Below are 15,652 nucleotides of genomic sequence, written 5' to 3'. Positions count from 1 at the left end.
TGCTAACTTGCTAACTTGCTAACTTGCTAACTTGCTAAATTTAATCTTACTTGTGCATATACGCACATAACTTGTTTGTTATTAGCTATTTTCTTCTATCTAGGTACGCGCTATTCTGATGTCATTCGATAATGGAATTAATAACACATGCTTAAAAATACAAAATCTTCGTACGGTGTGGTTGCCATTTTATTACATTGGTTAATGGCGGTAATGGTGATTGGCTTATTTGGCCTTGGCTTGTACATGGTTGAACTTACTTATTACGATAGTTGGTATAAAGGTTCTTTGGATTTACATAAAAGCGTAGGGATCACCTTAGTTGCTTTATTAATTTTTAGATTTGCTTGGCGTGCATTGGGCACGCAGCCTGAGCCAGTAGCGGGCAGCAGTAAAGCGTTAAATAATGTAGCGCATACAGTACATATATTTTTATATCTACTGCTTAGCGTCATTGTGATTTCAGGGTATTTGATTTCTACTGCGGATGGTCGTGCAATTGAGGTGTTTACCTTATTTAGTATTCCCGCAATTGATTTTTCAGTAGCTAATCAAGCAGATATTGCAGGTAAAGTTCACTACTATGTGGCGTGTAGCCTCATAGGATTAGTGGTTTTACATGCTCTTGGGGCGTTAAAACATCACTTTATCGATAAAGATAAAACCTTAGTTAGAATGATAAAACCACAAAAGGATGATTAATAAATGAAAAAAATATTACTTTCAGCTGCAGTAGCAGCAACATTGTTTGGTGCTAATACTGCACACGCTGCAGATTATGTTATTGACACTCAAGGTGCCCATGCATTTGTAAACTTTAAAATTAAGCATTTAGGTTATAGCTGGTTACACGGTCGTTTTAATACTTTTGACGGCGGCTTTAGCTACGATGCAGCTAACCCAGACGCATCACAGATCATGGTTAATATTGATACTAAAAGTATCGATTCGAACCATGCTGAACGTGATAAGCATTTACGTGGTAAAGAGTTTTTAAATGTTGATAAGTTTCCAACAGCGACCTTCAAAAGTACGTCAATTAAGTTTGATGAAGAGGGTGATGAAGCTGATGTAACAGGTGAGTTTACCCTTCATGGTGTAACAAAAACGATTACCTTTGAAATCGATAAAATTGGTGAAGGTAAAGATCCATGGGGTGGTTACCGAGTTGGCTTTGAAGGTGAAACCAGTTTAAAGCTTGCTGATTTTGGTATTGATTACAACCTAGGTCCTGCATCTACACATGTTGATATTGGTTTGTATATTGAAGGTGTGCGTAAGTAAAACCTAACCTGAATTCAGGTTAAATAAATATGCTAATATTGATAAACGCCTCACTCAGTTGGGGCGTTTTTGTTTGCTTGTAACGTTGCTCTAGTAACGGTTTTAAATTATCTGGTAACCAACGTAATAACACTTCGTGGTAGGCTGGTTGTTGTTTTATTTCTTTCAGTGCTGCATTAAGCACTTCAACTTGCGCGATACCTTGCTCGGTATTAGTACAGCCAATATAGCCATAACTCAGATCGGGAGCTTCAGTCAGAGGCAATTGCATTAACTGATCTTCAAACCCCATCGATTTTGCTAAATAGTAATGCTCGCTTGGGTAGCCCAATAAAATATCAATGCGCTTTTTCTTTAACATGTAAGTCAAACTGGCAAGGGTATCGCGACCAGGTCGAATAATTATCGATGCGTCGGCACTATTATTAATTACTGCATCAATAGCATTACCGTATGATCGGCTCATAGAAATCCCCAGTGCAAGTTGGTATTGATTGAGTAGGGTTTTCAATGATGCAGGTGTACTTGTTTCAAGCTTGAGATGTTGCACAAGCTCTTGGTGAATAGCAATAGAAGGCGATAAGCCAACCGTCGAAGTCTGTTCACTAAAGCTGATGTGTTGTTTGCGGTGCGGGCTTTGGTATAGCGAGAGCATGCAGTAAGTATGATTTGGGTTAGACAGCTCCTGTATTGTGCGACTTGATGGAAAAATAGTACGGTTGAATGTATAGCTAGGAAGCTGTTGTTCTAATAAGGCGATAACACCTTCATCGCGGCCTGTTCCTGCGTATTGATCGTTAAAAATATAATAAGGGGCAAAGTCAGTGACTATCCAATCAATTGTTTTAGCATGCAAAGGAGTGCTAATTAACAATGATAAAAAAGCATAACGAAAGGCATAATGCATTAATTCAACCACAGATAAATTATTAATATACTAAGTGTAGCAGCTGTTAAATAGTTAGCTTAAAAAAAGCAAAACGCCAGCATTAGCTGGCGTCATTTAAATTGCGAGGAAGCAAATCAGTATCGATTAATTGGCTTTTAACCATTTAACAAATTGACGTGCGTCACTTGCTTTTGTAAATAAGGTATTTTTTAAACCTTGTGTATCAGAAAAAATAACACGTTGTTTATTTACTGAAATTGATTGCACTGGATGTGCGATTTGGATCATAGATCCGTTGTAACTATAAGACATAATAAAACTCACTTTTTTCTTGTTATCTTTAATGTGCGCTAATTTCTTTATTAGCTTTCAAAGCACAATTAGATAGACCGTGTTGTGTTTAGCTTCATTACAGTGTTGACGATCTTTATGACATTTATGCGACTATTTAAAAATATGCCGTAGTCTGAATTGGGGTTCTCGCCGTACAATAACTTAGCTCTATAATATACGTTTTGCGGGGATTACTGGATCAGGGTAAAGAGGTTAACCGCGAGGCTTTTTTAGGACCAAGAGGACAATTTACCCCAGAAATTTTATTTACGCAAGCATTATTTTAACTTTATTCTAGCCATTGTATTTTAACTGCTGTATTTTAATTAGCTAATCTGAAAAAGGCGTTTAGCGGTATTTTAACTGTTGTGCGGTAATTTAACTGTAAATAATAAGATTTGGCTATGGAATACATTATCGTTAGTGATATTTTTGGTAAAACCGCTCATTTGAGTCACTTTGCACGGCAATTTAACGCTAAAAGCATAATTGTCGATCCGTACGATGGGCAATTGCAGCCAGTGATTGATGAGCAATTACAGTATGATTTATTTATCACTGAGTGTGGTCACGATAACTATTTCAACAAGCTTAATACCATTCTTAGTAGAGTAACTAAACCAACTACGGTAATCGGTTTTAGTGCTGGTGGAGCCGCTGCGTGGCGAAGCCAAGCAACTGTGAAAAATTCACAGATAAAAAGATTAGTGGCATTTTATCCAAATCAAGTTCGTCATTATTTAGATTTGTCTGCCAGCGTGGCCTGCGAGTTTATTTTTGCGAAGCAAGAAGTGCACTTTGATATTCATCCTGTGCTCGCTTGTTTAGAGCAGCAAATCAAAGTGCAATGCCAGCGTGCAGACTACGGTCATGGGTTTATGAATCCCTTGTCAAAAGGCTTCGATAGCTTTGGTTATCAACAATATAGCCAATACTTGCTCACTGAAAATAATTAACTGAAATTACTACCTTGTAAAAAATCTTGGCTATACTTATTTTTTATCCAATAAAATAATTATAAATCATGACCGTACAACTACCTCCTTATAGTCACTTTTTATCAAACCCTGTTGCAAAGCCACCATGTCGAATGACTAATGCAAATATGTATGGTTTTTTTGCAAAAATAGATCAGGATAAAGTTCAACAGTATATCGATACAACGCTTAATATTGTTGCAACGGATGAGTTATATTTTAAAGGCATAGGCGAATATGCATTATTAACTTTTACCGACATAGAAAAAATTGCCTCATTAACGCCGCCTTTTAGTGAGCACGGTTGGATGCAAGAGACTGATATTATTATTTGGTTACCAGTTGCAAAGGTAGAAAAGCAAGGCAATGATGAAGATATTACTCATCTTTATTGGTATCCGGCGTTTATTTGCGTAAATAATGTTTATGCATTAATAAACGGCAGAGAAACATGGGGTTACAATAAATATTTATGTGATTACCAGATGCCCAGTTCGGTAAGTGATATAACCGACTTTTCAGTTTCATTGGATTGTTTTAAGCATTTTTCGCCAACGTCAAAATTACAATCACAGCATTTATTTTCAGTCACCAAAAACGTCAAGACGCAAAGCGATGGCTTATTATCTGTATTAGAGGACTTTGGCGAGCATGTCGCCAATTTGTTTGATGGGGATCATATTGGTATTGATTTTTCGCTATTAAAGCAGCTGTTACAGGGTTTTGTGAATCCACAGATGGATCAAATACTATTTAAGCAATTACCTGACGGGCAAGGCGATAAGGCTGTTTTTCAAGCGGTTATGCACTCTCCTTCAGAAATAAAGAAAATCCATCAATTTAAGCTACTCAGTGGTGCTTATCAGCTACATTTACAGCAACTAGATAGTTTTCCTTTAGCGCAAATGTTTGGTTTACAGCTAGGAGCGCAAGCTGTGTATTTGCCGTTTTATATCAAGATGGATTTTGACCAACTTCAAGCTACACAAATACTCCCTAAGTAAGGATCCATTATGGAGCAAGAAAAAATAGTTATTATAGGGGGTGGTGTTGCCGCAATGACGGCTGCTTTATACCTGACTGAACAACCTAATTGGCAGCAAAAAAGACATATTACAGTGTACCAACAAGGTTGGCGTTTAGGAGGAAAAGGAGCCAGTGGCCGTAATGCTGTTATGGGGCAGCGCATAGAAGAGCATGGTTTACATGTCTGGTTTGGTGCCTATGTTAATAGTTTTAAAACCATTGAAACTGTATACGACAAGCTACAGCGTCCGCCAACGAGTGCACTGAGTACCTGGCAACAAGCACTTAAACCGCATAGTTTTATTGCCCTTGAGGAGCACATTGATGAACAGTGGCAAACGTGGCCTATAGAGTTTCCTGTTTTACCTGGCAATCCAGCGAATGGGAGTTTAGATATTACCGTGTGGGACTTTGTAAAAATGACCCTTGCATGGCTAAAAAAATGGATACCACAATTTGAACTGGCCGCCAGAGTCCAAGCTAAGAGCACACAATTAACGACAAAAAAACCACGAGATAGATACCTACTACGCCATTTTCATCAACAAATTCAGACCTTGGTTTCTGATGGCAGTGATGCATGGCAAACCTTTACCAACGATATACAAAATCTCAATCAAGAAATCACTTCAACACCTAGCTTACTTGTTGATAAATTAAATAGCTTTGTGCAAAGTAACAACACACTGCAGCCACAAATTTCTGAGAAGAAAGATAGTTTAGTGATTTGGTATATTGTCAGAAAACTAAAACGCTGGATTAACCAAGAGTTAACCGAGTTACTGGATGACAATGCAGAGTTGAGGCGTATTTATATTTGTGCCGATTTAGCGATAGCGATGCTGGTTGGATTGATTAAAGATAAAGTTTATCGCGATGGTTTTGGGGTCATTAACAAGTATGATTTTCGTCAATGGTTATTAAAAAATGGTGCGAATAAACAATACAGTGTCGATTCTGCGCCCGTGCGTGGTTTTTATGATTTAGTGTTTGCCTACCCACAAGGTGATTTTAAAAAACCAAATGTAGAAGCTGGAGTTGCTGCACTTGCCATGCTTAGAATCGCATTGTGTTATCGCGGTGGGGTAATGTGGAAAATGCAGGCGGGAATGGGCGATGTTATTTTTGCGCCATTGTATGAACTATTAAAACAAAGAGGCGTTAACTTTGAATTCTTCCATCAACTACAGCAACTTACACCTGGGATTGATGAAAGTGGCCAAAACTGTGTTGCTTCTGTGTTATTACAACAGCAAGTGAGTTTAAATAACTCATCAGAGTATCAGCCATTAATTGATGTGAAAAACTTAGCTTGCTGGCCAAGTGAGCCTCTTTATCAGCAGATAAACCACGAGCAGGCCCTGTTACTAAAGCAGAATAATATTAATTTAGAATCATTTTGGAGTGATTGGCCCAGCTGTTACCAAGCACATTTTGGCGCACAACTACCAACTAAAACACTGCAGTTTAAAGATGATTTTGACCGGCTGATCCTTGGGGTCTCAGTTGCTTCATTAGAGCATGTTTGCCCACAATTATTAGCAATAGACGACAACTTTGCTGCTCAGGCTAAAAATGTTCTTTCGGTAGCTACACAAGCCAGTCAGATTTGGTTAAATAAAACAGATCAACAGTTAGGTTGGCAGTATATGCCGCCAAGTGAAGAAGGGCCTATTTTGAGTGGTTTTAGCGAACCGTTTGATACTTGGGCTGCAATGCAAAACTTAATTGATAAAGAGCAGTGGCCTGCAAGCAATAGTCCGCAGAATATTGCCTATTTTTGTAGTGCATTTCCTTGTCAAGAGTATCCACCACAGAGTGATCATGGTTTCCCTGCACGGGCAAAAGCACAAGTAAAAACTAACTTAACACAACTATTAACAACTAATATGCAGCCATTATGGCCGTTAGCTTATAACGATAATGACTTTGATTGGTCCATTTTATATACACAGCATGACGTGCCAGAATCAGCGCGCTTAGATCAACAGTACTGGCGAGTGAATGTTGATCCAAGTGAGCGTTATGTACTGTCGGTTTCAGATTCCAGTCAATATCGTTTAGCAACTGATGGCACGCAATTTAGTAATTTATTTATTACCGGCGATTGGATCAAAACAGGTGTTAATGCAGGTTGTGTTGAAGCTGCGGTTATGGCTGGAATGCAAACAGCACGAGCACTGTGTGGGTATCCGCAGCAGATCAGTGGTGAAAATGCCTTTGAAGCGCAGTAAAACTAGCTAATTAATGGATAACTTGGCGACTTTAATCAATAAATTAGTCTATAATCGTAAATAATTACAATATCTTTACATTGTCGGTATTAAGGTTCACCATCTAATGAAAAGCCAACGTTATCCTTTTTCAAATCATATATTGCTGCTGTGCTCGTCGAGCCTCGTTTTTGCTGTGGCTGCACAGGCAAAAAATGACGATTCGAGTGGCTCTAGCCAAAGCCTCGAAGTCATTGAGGTGTTCGCCCAAAAACGCGCGCAGGCAATTGAAGATGTTAGTATTGCCATTAGTCAGGTCAAAGGTGATAGCCTTAAAAATCAACATTATAAAGATTCAACAGAGTTATCGGTATTCGCGCCTAATTTAAAAATCAGCCAAAATGCGGCTGAAGGTACGCCACCGGCGGTAAATATCCGGGGGGTTGGTTTAGTTGACTACAATACGGCGAACACCTCGCCTGTGGCTATTTATGTAGACGACATTGCCGTAGGATCTGCAAGTAATCAGATCGTTAACTTCTTTGATATTGAGCAAGTGGATATTTTGCGTGGTCCGCAGGGGACTTTATTTGGCCGCAATTCAACTGGCGGAGCAATTTTAATTCGCACTAAACGCCCTGAATTTAACGAGTCGGGGTATTTAACAGCGGGTATAGCAAATAATAACGCGTTTAGTATTGATGCTATGTATAACAATCAATTAAGTGATAACAGCGCGTTTCGTGTTGCTTTAAATCATCAAGACTATGACTATTCAACCACCAATACTTTTGCACAATCACCTACCGCTGGAATGCAACAAACCAATGCACGGCTATCACTATTAAGTGAGTTTGATACTGTACAGGTATTGTTACAAGCGCACCTCGAAGATTGGCAGGGTATTGTGCAGCCTGTCGGTAATATCGGTGTAGTGGCGGATCCATTAACAGGTCAGTTATGTAGTCCTAGCGAAGCTGGTTCGACAAATTGCTATGATAACTTTGGCTTCAATGATGCCAGTGATGACTTTTACACGGTTAAAGTTAATAACGATTCTCCGCATAAAACGGATGGTAAAGGGTTTAGTGCACATATTGATTGGCAATTAAATGAGTTTAACGAAATTATTTCGATTAGTAGTTATAACCAATTAGAGCGCGATCATGCATTTAATTGTGATGGCTCACCAGCGCGATTATGCGAAGGAAATCTAGGTTTAGATACTCACTTATTTAGCCAAGAGTTACGCTTGCAAACGCAATGGAACAAACATACTTTAACCAGTGGTTTATATTACGCAGATGAATCAATCAAACAAGATAATATTAACGATATTTTAAGAGATTATCGCGGTATATTAGCCACCGACTTAACCGCAACCTTCTTCTATGATAACCAAATTGACACGCAAAATATTGCCGCTTTCAGCCAGTTAGACTATCAACTTAATTCAGATTGGTTGCTAAGTGTTGGACTACGTTATTCCTATGAGTCACTTGATTATGACTCAGTGGCACAATTAAATATGGTAGTTGATCCGATTGATTTAGCAGGGGTTTTAGTGCCATTTTATCATGTGCAAGGCGAGCAATCCGATAATGGTTTTTCTGGCCAGTTTGCTGTGAACTACCTTATTAACGATACAACCCATGGCTATTACCGTTTTGCAAATGGGATTAAAAGTGGTGGTTATAATGGCGGGTTTTTATCTTCCCCAGAGCAAGCCGAATTAGCTGACTATGGCAAAGAGCGTCTCAATGCGCATGAAATTGGTACTAAATCATGGTGGCCTGAGCAAGGTGTGCGGTTTAATTGGGCTGCTTTTTATTATGATTATAATGATCAGCAAGTGTTTATGAACCAACCATCAGACTCACCACAAAAGCCACCCGTGCAATTATTAGAAAACGTTGGTGATTCAGTGATCTATGGCCTTGAAGCTGAACTCGATTATCAAGCGACTAAAGCACTTTCAATGCGTTTTGCGATGGGTTACATTCCCCATGCGGAATTTGAAGAATTTGTTGATCCTTTGGGTAACAGTTTGACTCATAATCGGCTGCCATTTACATCAAAGTGGAATGTGAGTGCAGGCGTAGAATATCGTTTAGAGCTTGCTGGTAATCCCTTAACAACACAATTACTAGTGGATTATCAATCAGACTATTATTTTGATCAAAACCAAAATCCGTATGCTATGCAAGATGGTTACAGTTTAGTCAATGGTAATATTCGTTATCAATTAGATAACCTAGGTTTTGTACTGTGGGGGAAAAATTTATTTGCCAGTGAGTACAGTAATTTGAAGTTTGATTTGAGCTCTTTCCTTGGCATGTTGGAAGATTTTAAAGGGGAAGGTCGTCGCTATGGTTTGGATATTAGTTATCAGTTCTAATCTTTTTGTCATTAAACTGAGGCGTATTGTATGCTGTTAAAAGCAATACAAGGTTTTTGCTATGTAGTCTTTTTAGGCTTGCTAACAATATATGTCTGCGAAGTGCGAGCAACACAGTCAGCGGATGTGTTTGTTTATACAGAGCAACAACAAGATATAAATTTGTTTCAAGTTGGTACCTTATTAGCGGCAAGTTATGAAGGGTTTCCTGATAACAGTACTCAGATTGCGACGTGGCTTGACAATAAAAAACCACAAACAAGTACCACATATTATGGCGGAAGTTATTGGTTAGTTGTCGAACTTGAAAATCAGACTCAGCTAGCTGAATTAGTGTTGTTCCCTTACAACACCTTAGTATCGCGTATTGAAACACGTGTATATGATATGGCCGATCCCACATCTGAGGCCGCGCGTTACGTAACAGGGGGGATTGAAAAAAACGAATTTGCTTTTCATTACGGCAATAAAATAGCCCTTACACCAGGCAAGCGTTACTTTTTGATCACCAAGTATGAAAGTGACTACTTTTACACTCCTCCTAAACTGGTATTAAAACCCTATGCAGACTTCTTTACCCAGGTCACCATCGAAAATATGGTGATGATGTTGTGCTTTGGAGTAGGCATTGCGCTGGGTTTGTATAACTTATTAATATATTTTGGCGCACGGGATGTAACCCACCTTTATTACGCCTTATTTACAGCATGCTGGGTATTTGCCTGGAGCCAGTTTTTCCATATTCCAGATCAACTATTTGGTTTTTATAATGCCCATTTTCATTGGCTAGGGTTTGTTTTAATACCATTAACTAACATATTATTTTTCAATAATTTGCTTAAGCTAAAAGACAGTTTTCCACAATTAGCCAAAGCATCAATTATATTAGCTGTGGTGGCAACCGCAGGTTTGCCTTTCGCTGCTATGTGGCCAGGTTTTGGGTTTATTTGGGCAACAATAGTAACGGGGTGCACCTTATGCTTAGGCATGTACATAGGGGGTCGCAGTTGGATGAGTGGTTTTAAACCCGCGCGATACTTTGTCTTTGCTTACCTAGCGATGGCAATTCCTAATATGGTGGGAAATTTAACTAATTTAGGTGTACTGACGCCGATTGCAATCGATTTGTACCTATTAGGTTTGATTGGCACCGCCTTAGATGCGATGTTACTCGCGTTTGCAGTGGCAAATAAATTTAGTATTTTACATGATGAGAATGTTGAGCTTACTAAAAACCTCGAGCAAAAAGTGCAATTGCGTACGCAGGAGTTACAACAATTGGCGTCAGAACTCACTGATGCCAGTGAAGCTAAGAGCCGTTTTTTAGCAAATATGAGTCATGAAATACGTACGCCAATGACCTCTATTATAGGCTACGCAGATGGTATTATTTTAGGCGATATTAAGCCTCACGAACGAAATCATGGTATTCGGGTTATTTTACAAAACAGCCGCCATGTTTTAGGACTCATAAACGACATACTTGATATGTCAAAAATTGAGGCCAATCGCCTTGAAATTGATTTAGTCGAGACTGACTTATTTGCAACCATTGCGCATATAGAATCGCTATTAGGCAAACAAATTCGTGATAAAGGTCTTAAATTTAAAGTTGATTACCAATTCCCACTGCCTGATTGGATTATTTCTGATCCAACCCGATTACGACAAATATTGTTAAACTTAACAGCTAATGCATTAAAATTTACCACGGTAGGGCATATTCAATTAGTGGTGAGTTGCACTAAAGAGCAGCTTATCATTAAAGTTAAAGACACCGGCATTGGGATGACAGAGGCTGAGCAACAAGACTTGTTCACGCCGTTTTATCAGGCTGACTCATCGATCTCACGTAAATATGGCGGTACAGGACTCGGTTTAAATATTTCAAAAAGTTTAGCCGAAAAGTTAGATGGTAATATCACCGCTCATTCCCATGTTGGCAGTGGCAGTGAGTTTAGCCTCAATATCGCGCTATATATGCCTGAACGAGTGCGTTGGATCAATAGTTTTGATGAGATCTCTATAAGCAAAGAAAAAGAGCTGCCAAGTCAAGATCAGCGAAATCTCGTGGGTGAAGTGCTGGTAGCGGAAGATCATCCTGAAAACCGTGAACTGATCAAACGTATTTTAGAGCGAATGGGGTTAACGGTTACTGCGGTAGAAAATGGCAAAGATGCAGTGCAAGCTACGCTAGATCATCAATTTGATTTGATTTTATTAGATATTCAAATGCCAGTAATGGATGGTGAACAAGCGATTCATATTATGCAGGCAACAGGATTAACGACACCCATTGTTGCCCTTACAGCAAATACTATGAAGCATGAAGTTGATCGCTATCTAAAACAAGGGTTTATTGATCATATAGGCAAACCAATTGACCGCAGTGAATTTAGTCATAAAATTGCTAGTTATTTAGATATCGAAATGCTTGAAGATGTAAAATTGCCAGAGCATGAATTTGAGGTGCTTAAACAGGTGTACATAGAAGGGCTTAAAAAGCAGCGAGAAACAATAACCAAGCAATATACAGATGGCGATATGACAGGGTTTGCACAAAGTGTTCATATGCTAAAAGGAACTGCTGGAATGTTTGAGTGCGAAACATTGTACCAACATGCAATCAAGTTAGACAAAGCCCTTAAAGCCGATAGCGTGATGTTAGATAGCCATTTAGTTTATCAAGTGTTTGATGAAATTGATGATATTTTATGTCACTCACCTCAGTAAAATAAGCTGCTCACGGGTAATGTCCGGAAAATCAGTACGCTGTGTATAACGGGCATATAAGGTTGAAAAAATGGCGCTGCGTGAAAGCTGATCAAATGTTGTGATCAGTTTTTTTGCTGTTGTTTTTGAGCTATAACAACACTCGCGATAGCGTTTTATTAATTGTGTCAAGCTTTGTCCTTGTTGCTGTAAAGCCAGCTCTGCTTCAATAAAAAATGCGCTACCACTCCAATAAACTCTTTGTTGTGCACCTTGTTGCCACATATCGTCGGCAAGTTCACTTAATGGCTGTTGCTTTGTTCGAGTTTGCTGACGTCCGCGTTCAAGCCCTGCAGATAGTCGTTGTATAAATTGCTTCCTAGTGATCACTTTACTATCACGCATTATTATATTTTGCATATAGGTTGCAAATCCTTCACTTAACCAGAAGCCCGAATAGGGTAGTAACGGTAAGTAAAGGTGTGCCATTTCATGGTAGAGGGTCCAGTCATCGCGTAATTGTGTAAAACTGGCAAAGCGATCAAAATGTAACTCTATGCCATCTGGATCACCACGGCGCACACTTCCCCAAGGCACGGGTTCAAATGCAATATACCGAGGGTGTAAATAAATGGGTAAATTAGAGTATGGCAGTGGGCCTAAAGTTGCCTGAGTTTGCTCAAGACTAAAATTCAGCCATTGCAGTATTATCTGCTGCTTGCTTTTTGACAGCTCGGTTAATCCTTGAGGATCAAGCTGGGCTGCGAAAACAGATGTACTCGCTAAACAAGTAACGAATAAAATTCGATTAAACAGTTTCATATCTGGTACTTAATGGTTTTTAATTGCTCACAAAAGACCGAGTAAAGGATAAAATCCGTTCACTATTTTATTGTTGAATGATAAGTATAGATGCTAAAACCACGACACTCACTGCCAACCATGGTTTAATGTTTATATGATATTTTATAATAAAAATATGGCAGGTTATGGGTTATCAACACATTGAAATCCCACCTCAGGGTGAACAAATTAGCATTGATAATAAAGGCGTGTGGCATATTCCGTCGCAGCCGATCATTGCTTATATTGATGGTGATGGAGTAGGGCAGGATATCTCCCCTTGTATGCGTGACATTGTGAACCATGCTGTGCAGTTATGTTATCAAGGAGTGCGAAAAATTCACTGGATGGAAGTCTTTAACGGTGAAAAAGCTGCGCAGCTATATGATGGGGATTGGTTTCCGCAAGAGACGATTCATGCGGTTCGGCAATTTAAAATAGCGATTAAAGGGCCTTTAACCACGCCGATTGGCGGAGGTTTTCGTTCACTCAATGTTGCTCTTCGTCATGAAATGGATTTATTTGTAAATATGCGGCCGATTAAAGGCTATTGCGCATTACCGTCACCGTTAAAAAAACCTGAAAATACCAATATTGTTGTGATCCGCGATAGCTCTGAAGATGTGTACTCTGGAATTGAATGGCAAGCTGGCAGTGTCGAAGCCGAAAAAATGCTGGATTTTTTATGCCAAGAAATGGGCGTAACCCGTCTGCGCTTTGATCAACAATGTGGTATTGGCATTAAAAATATTTCTAAAGAAGGGTCAGAGCGGCTAGTGCGCTATGCAATAGCGTATGCGCTTGAACAAAATAGTGACTCGGTAACGGTTGTGCATAAAGGCAATGTACTTAAATTTACTGATGGTGCGTTTAAGCGTTGGGGGTTTGCCGTAGCGCAAACTGAGTTCTCAGCAATACCACACAGTAATGGCCGTTGGCTAGAAATACCGCGTGAGGGCTTGGCACCGTTAGTTATTAAAGAAGTGATTGCAGATAACATGCTCCAGCAAGCGTTAATGAATCCTGAGCAATTTGATGTAGTGGTAACAACCAACCAAAATGGCGATTATCTAGCAGATATGTTGACTGCACAAGTGGGTGGTATTGGTATTATGCCCGCAGCAAATTTAAATAATGAAGTGGCTTTTTTTGAACCAACTCATGGTACGTTTGAGCGTATTGCTGGACAAAATAGTGCAAATCCTACCAGTAGTATTTTAAGTGCGGTGATGATGCTACAGTTTATGAATTGGCACGAAGCGGCCAACAGTATAGAGCTGGCTTTGCAACAGACATTTATAGCCGGTGAAGTGACCTTTGATTTACAGGCAGAGCAGCAAAACTCGACCATCCTCAGTTGCAGTGATTTTACACAAAGGATAATCGAGCGTTTAAAAGTTTCATGAACTACGCTGCATTGGCGTTGTAGAGCTTTGCACGATACATGCAAGGGCGATTAGTCAGTGTTGCAGCACGTTGATAAATTGCTTTTGCATTGTGTTCATCGCTTGGTGTACCGCTTAATGTATCCATTAAAGCAACAACAATAATAGCTGGCACCTGACAGCAATATTCATCTAATACCGCAGTTGTTGTTTGTGCATCAACATGACAATGCGGGTGATTATGCTCAACTTGATACGCATGCAATAACGTTTGTACATCTAAACTGTCATTGTCAAAATGTTTGTTTTTACGACATTGACAGCCAAATTCATCAACCAGAGTCGCCAATGCTTGGTAAACATCATTACACTCAAGGGTGGTTTGCTTACAAAGTTGTTGTTCGATGAACGCATGTAAATGGCCGTCGATAAATAATCCGTCTTGTTGGGTGAAGCTTGCTGTAGTTTGCATCATAATGTTGTCTCTCAGTGTTAGTGGTTAACTCATTTGGTATGACTTCACTGTAGCCCTAAGCACACTATTTATGAAATTGTTGTTTTCAATAACTGATATTGATTTAATCAATAATAACGAGAGAGCTCCATTTTAATTAGAGCTTTCTAGCGATCAGCAATCGTATTAGCGAACGCTTGCAGTTCGCGGCGTAACCATTGGTGTGGGCTGGCATGATGCAGTAATGGGCTCCACAGCATTTTTACTTCAATTGGGACAATTTGAAACGGCACAGGACTAATCACTAACTCGGTATGTTTAGTTAGCAGCATTGCTTGTCGTCTTGGTAGTGTGGCGATCAGTTGTGGCGATTGGCATAGTAAACTTGCCACCATGTAATGACGAGTAAACACCCGAATATGACGGGTTTGTTCAAGCTGCCAAAGAGCTTCGTCTACCCATCCCAGCTTTTGGCTACCTGATTTATTCGTGACGGCAGCTTCAGCCCCCCAGCCTGCACGATTTACCCAAATATGCTCTGACGCTAAGTATTGCTCTAGATCAGGCTGTTTTAAGTATGGGTTAGCTGGATGCATTAAACAGCAATAGTTATCTCGCCAGACACTGGCCTGATGAAAAGACCGTGGTAGGCCGTTGAAGCGATTGATGGCTAAGTCAATGCTGCCCTTTTCCATATCTTGCAGGCTAACATCGCTGGGGCTAAGCACATCAAAATTAAGTCCTGGATGTTTATTGAGTTGCTGGGTAATAAAAGGCGCGACTAGCGTTGATTCTAAATAATCATTCGCCATAATTCTAAAGGTGAGTTCGCCAGTGGTTGGATCAAACATATCACTGGGTTGGGTTATTGCCTCAGCCATTTTTAACAGCGCTTCTATTTCAGGTTTTAAACTCAGCGCTTTTGCAGTAGGAGTCATAGAGCCTGCGGCACGAACTAGGAGCGGATCGTCAAATAAATCACGTAAACGTTTTAGTGCATTACTCATTGCAGGTTGGGTTAATGCTAATTTATTTGCCGCTTTCGAGACATTTCGCTCATCTATCAGTACATTTAAGTACACAAGCAAGTTGAGATCGACATTTCTTATATTCATTTGATCAATCTTATTCATTCGCT

13 protein-coding genes are annotated in these 15,652 nt (G+C 39.6%); 8 read left to right on the top strand and 5 right to left on the bottom strand.

Annotated elements, in window-relative coordinates; translation table 11 throughout:
* The first annotated feature begins 147 nt into the window (after positions 1-147).
* Both H5187_RS04120 and H5187_RS04115 read left to right on the top strand, forming a co-directional pair.
* Positions 148-702 carry a cytochrome b gene (locus H5187_RS04120; protein ID WP_149981004.1) on the top strand — a complete coding sequence of 185 codons (555 nt, stop codon included), beginning with the start codon at positions 148-150 and terminating at the stop codon, positions 700-702.
* Positions 703-705: 3 nt separating this feature from the next.
* Positions 706-1,284, top strand: a complete 579-nt coding sequence (locus H5187_RS04115; protein ID WP_145233661.1) for a YceI family protein — start codon at positions 706-708, stop codon at positions 1,282-1,284.
* A gap of 19 nt (positions 1,285-1,303) precedes the next feature.
* Here the strand turns inward: H5187_RS04115 and H5187_RS04110 are convergent, their stop codons facing one another.
* The gene (locus tag H5187_RS04110) at positions 1,304-2,191 is read right to left on the bottom strand and encodes a TIGR02285 family protein (protein ID WP_182717919.1); all 888 of its coding nucleotides are present in this window, start codon (positions 2,189-2,191) and stop codon (positions 1,304-1,306) included.
* Between the two features lie 126 nt (positions 2,192-2,317).
* Positions 2,318-2,461 carry a hypothetical protein gene (locus H5187_RS04105; protein ID WP_182717921.1) on the bottom strand — a complete coding sequence of 48 codons (144 nt, stop codon included), beginning with the start codon at positions 2,459-2,461 and terminating at the stop codon, positions 2,318-2,320.
* Positions 2,462-2,910: 449 nt separating this feature from the next.
* Here H5187_RS04105 and H5187_RS04100 point away from each other — a divergent pair, with 449 nt between their 5' ends.
* The 5 genes from H5187_RS04100 to H5187_RS04080 all read left to right on the top strand — a co-directional run bounded on the left by H5187_RS04100 (position 2,911) and on the right by H5187_RS04080 (position 11,853).
* A complete protein-coding gene (locus tag H5187_RS04100) occupies positions 2,911-3,462 on the top strand; it encodes a dienelactone hydrolase family protein (protein ID WP_149981006.1) in 552 nt (183 codons plus the stop codon).
* Positions 3,463-3,530: 68 nt separating this feature from the next.
* Positions 3,531-4,487, top strand: a complete 957-nt coding sequence (locus tag H5187_RS04095) for an acetoacetate decarboxylase family protein (protein ID WP_182717918.1) — start codon at positions 3,531-3,533, stop codon at positions 4,485-4,487.
* A 9-nt stretch (positions 4,488-4,496) separates the two neighbouring features.
* Positions 4,497-6,743 carry an NAD(P)-binding protein gene (locus tag H5187_RS04090; RefSeq protein ID WP_182797563.1) on the top strand — a complete coding sequence of 749 codons (2,247 nt, stop codon included), beginning with the start codon at positions 4,497-4,499 and terminating at the stop codon, positions 6,741-6,743.
* Positions 6,744-6,849: 106 nt separating this feature from the next.
* Complete coding sequence (locus H5187_RS04085) at positions 6,850-9,120, top strand: TonB-dependent receptor (RefSeq protein WP_182797562.1); 2,271 nt, start codon at positions 6,850-6,852, stop codon at positions 9,118-9,120.
* A 30-nt stretch (positions 9,121-9,150) separates the two neighbouring features.
* Entirely contained in the window at positions 9,151-11,853 is a 2,703-nt protein-coding gene (locus H5187_RS04080; protein ID WP_182797561.1) for a 7TM diverse intracellular signaling domain-containing protein, read from the top strand.
* On the opposite strand, the gene H5187_RS04075 is transcribed toward H5187_RS04080, so the two are convergent.
* Positions 11,842-12,654, bottom strand: a complete 813-nt coding sequence (locus H5187_RS04075) for a hypothetical protein (protein ID WP_149981011.1) — start codon at positions 12,652-12,654, stop codon at positions 11,842-11,844. The genes H5187_RS04080 and H5187_RS04075 overlap by 12 nt on opposite strands.
* Before the next feature lie 167 nt (positions 12,655-12,821).
* Between H5187_RS04075 and icd the strand changes: the two genes are divergently transcribed.
* Entirely contained in the window at positions 12,822-14,081 is a 1,260-nt protein-coding gene (gene icd, locus H5187_RS04070) for an NADP-dependent isocitrate dehydrogenase (protein WP_182739228.1), read from the top strand.
* Position 14,082: 1 nt separating this feature from the next.
* Here the strand turns inward: icd and H5187_RS04065 are convergent, their stop codons facing one another.
* The gene (locus H5187_RS04065; RefSeq protein WP_149981184.1) at positions 14,083-14,532 is read right to left on the bottom strand and encodes a hypothetical protein; all 450 of its coding nucleotides are present in this window, start codon (positions 14,530-14,532) and stop codon (positions 14,083-14,085) included.
* A gap of 149 nt (positions 14,533-14,681) precedes the next feature.
* The gene (locus tag H5187_RS04060; RefSeq protein WP_145233680.1) at positions 14,682-15,629 is read right to left on the bottom strand and encodes a LysR family transcriptional regulator; all 948 of its coding nucleotides are present in this window, start codon (positions 15,627-15,629) and stop codon (positions 14,682-14,684) included.
* Positions 15,630-15,652 lie beyond the last annotated feature (23 nt).

Origin of the sequence: Pseudoalteromonas sp. SG44-1, assembly GCF_014164315.1 — a bacterium.
GTDB lineage: Bacteria > Pseudomonadota > Gammaproteobacteria > Enterobacterales > Alteromonadaceae > Pseudoalteromonas > Pseudoalteromonas rhizosphaerae.
Note: the sequence above shows the minus strand (reverse complement) of the source record. Positions and strands in the feature narration are given on the sequence as shown.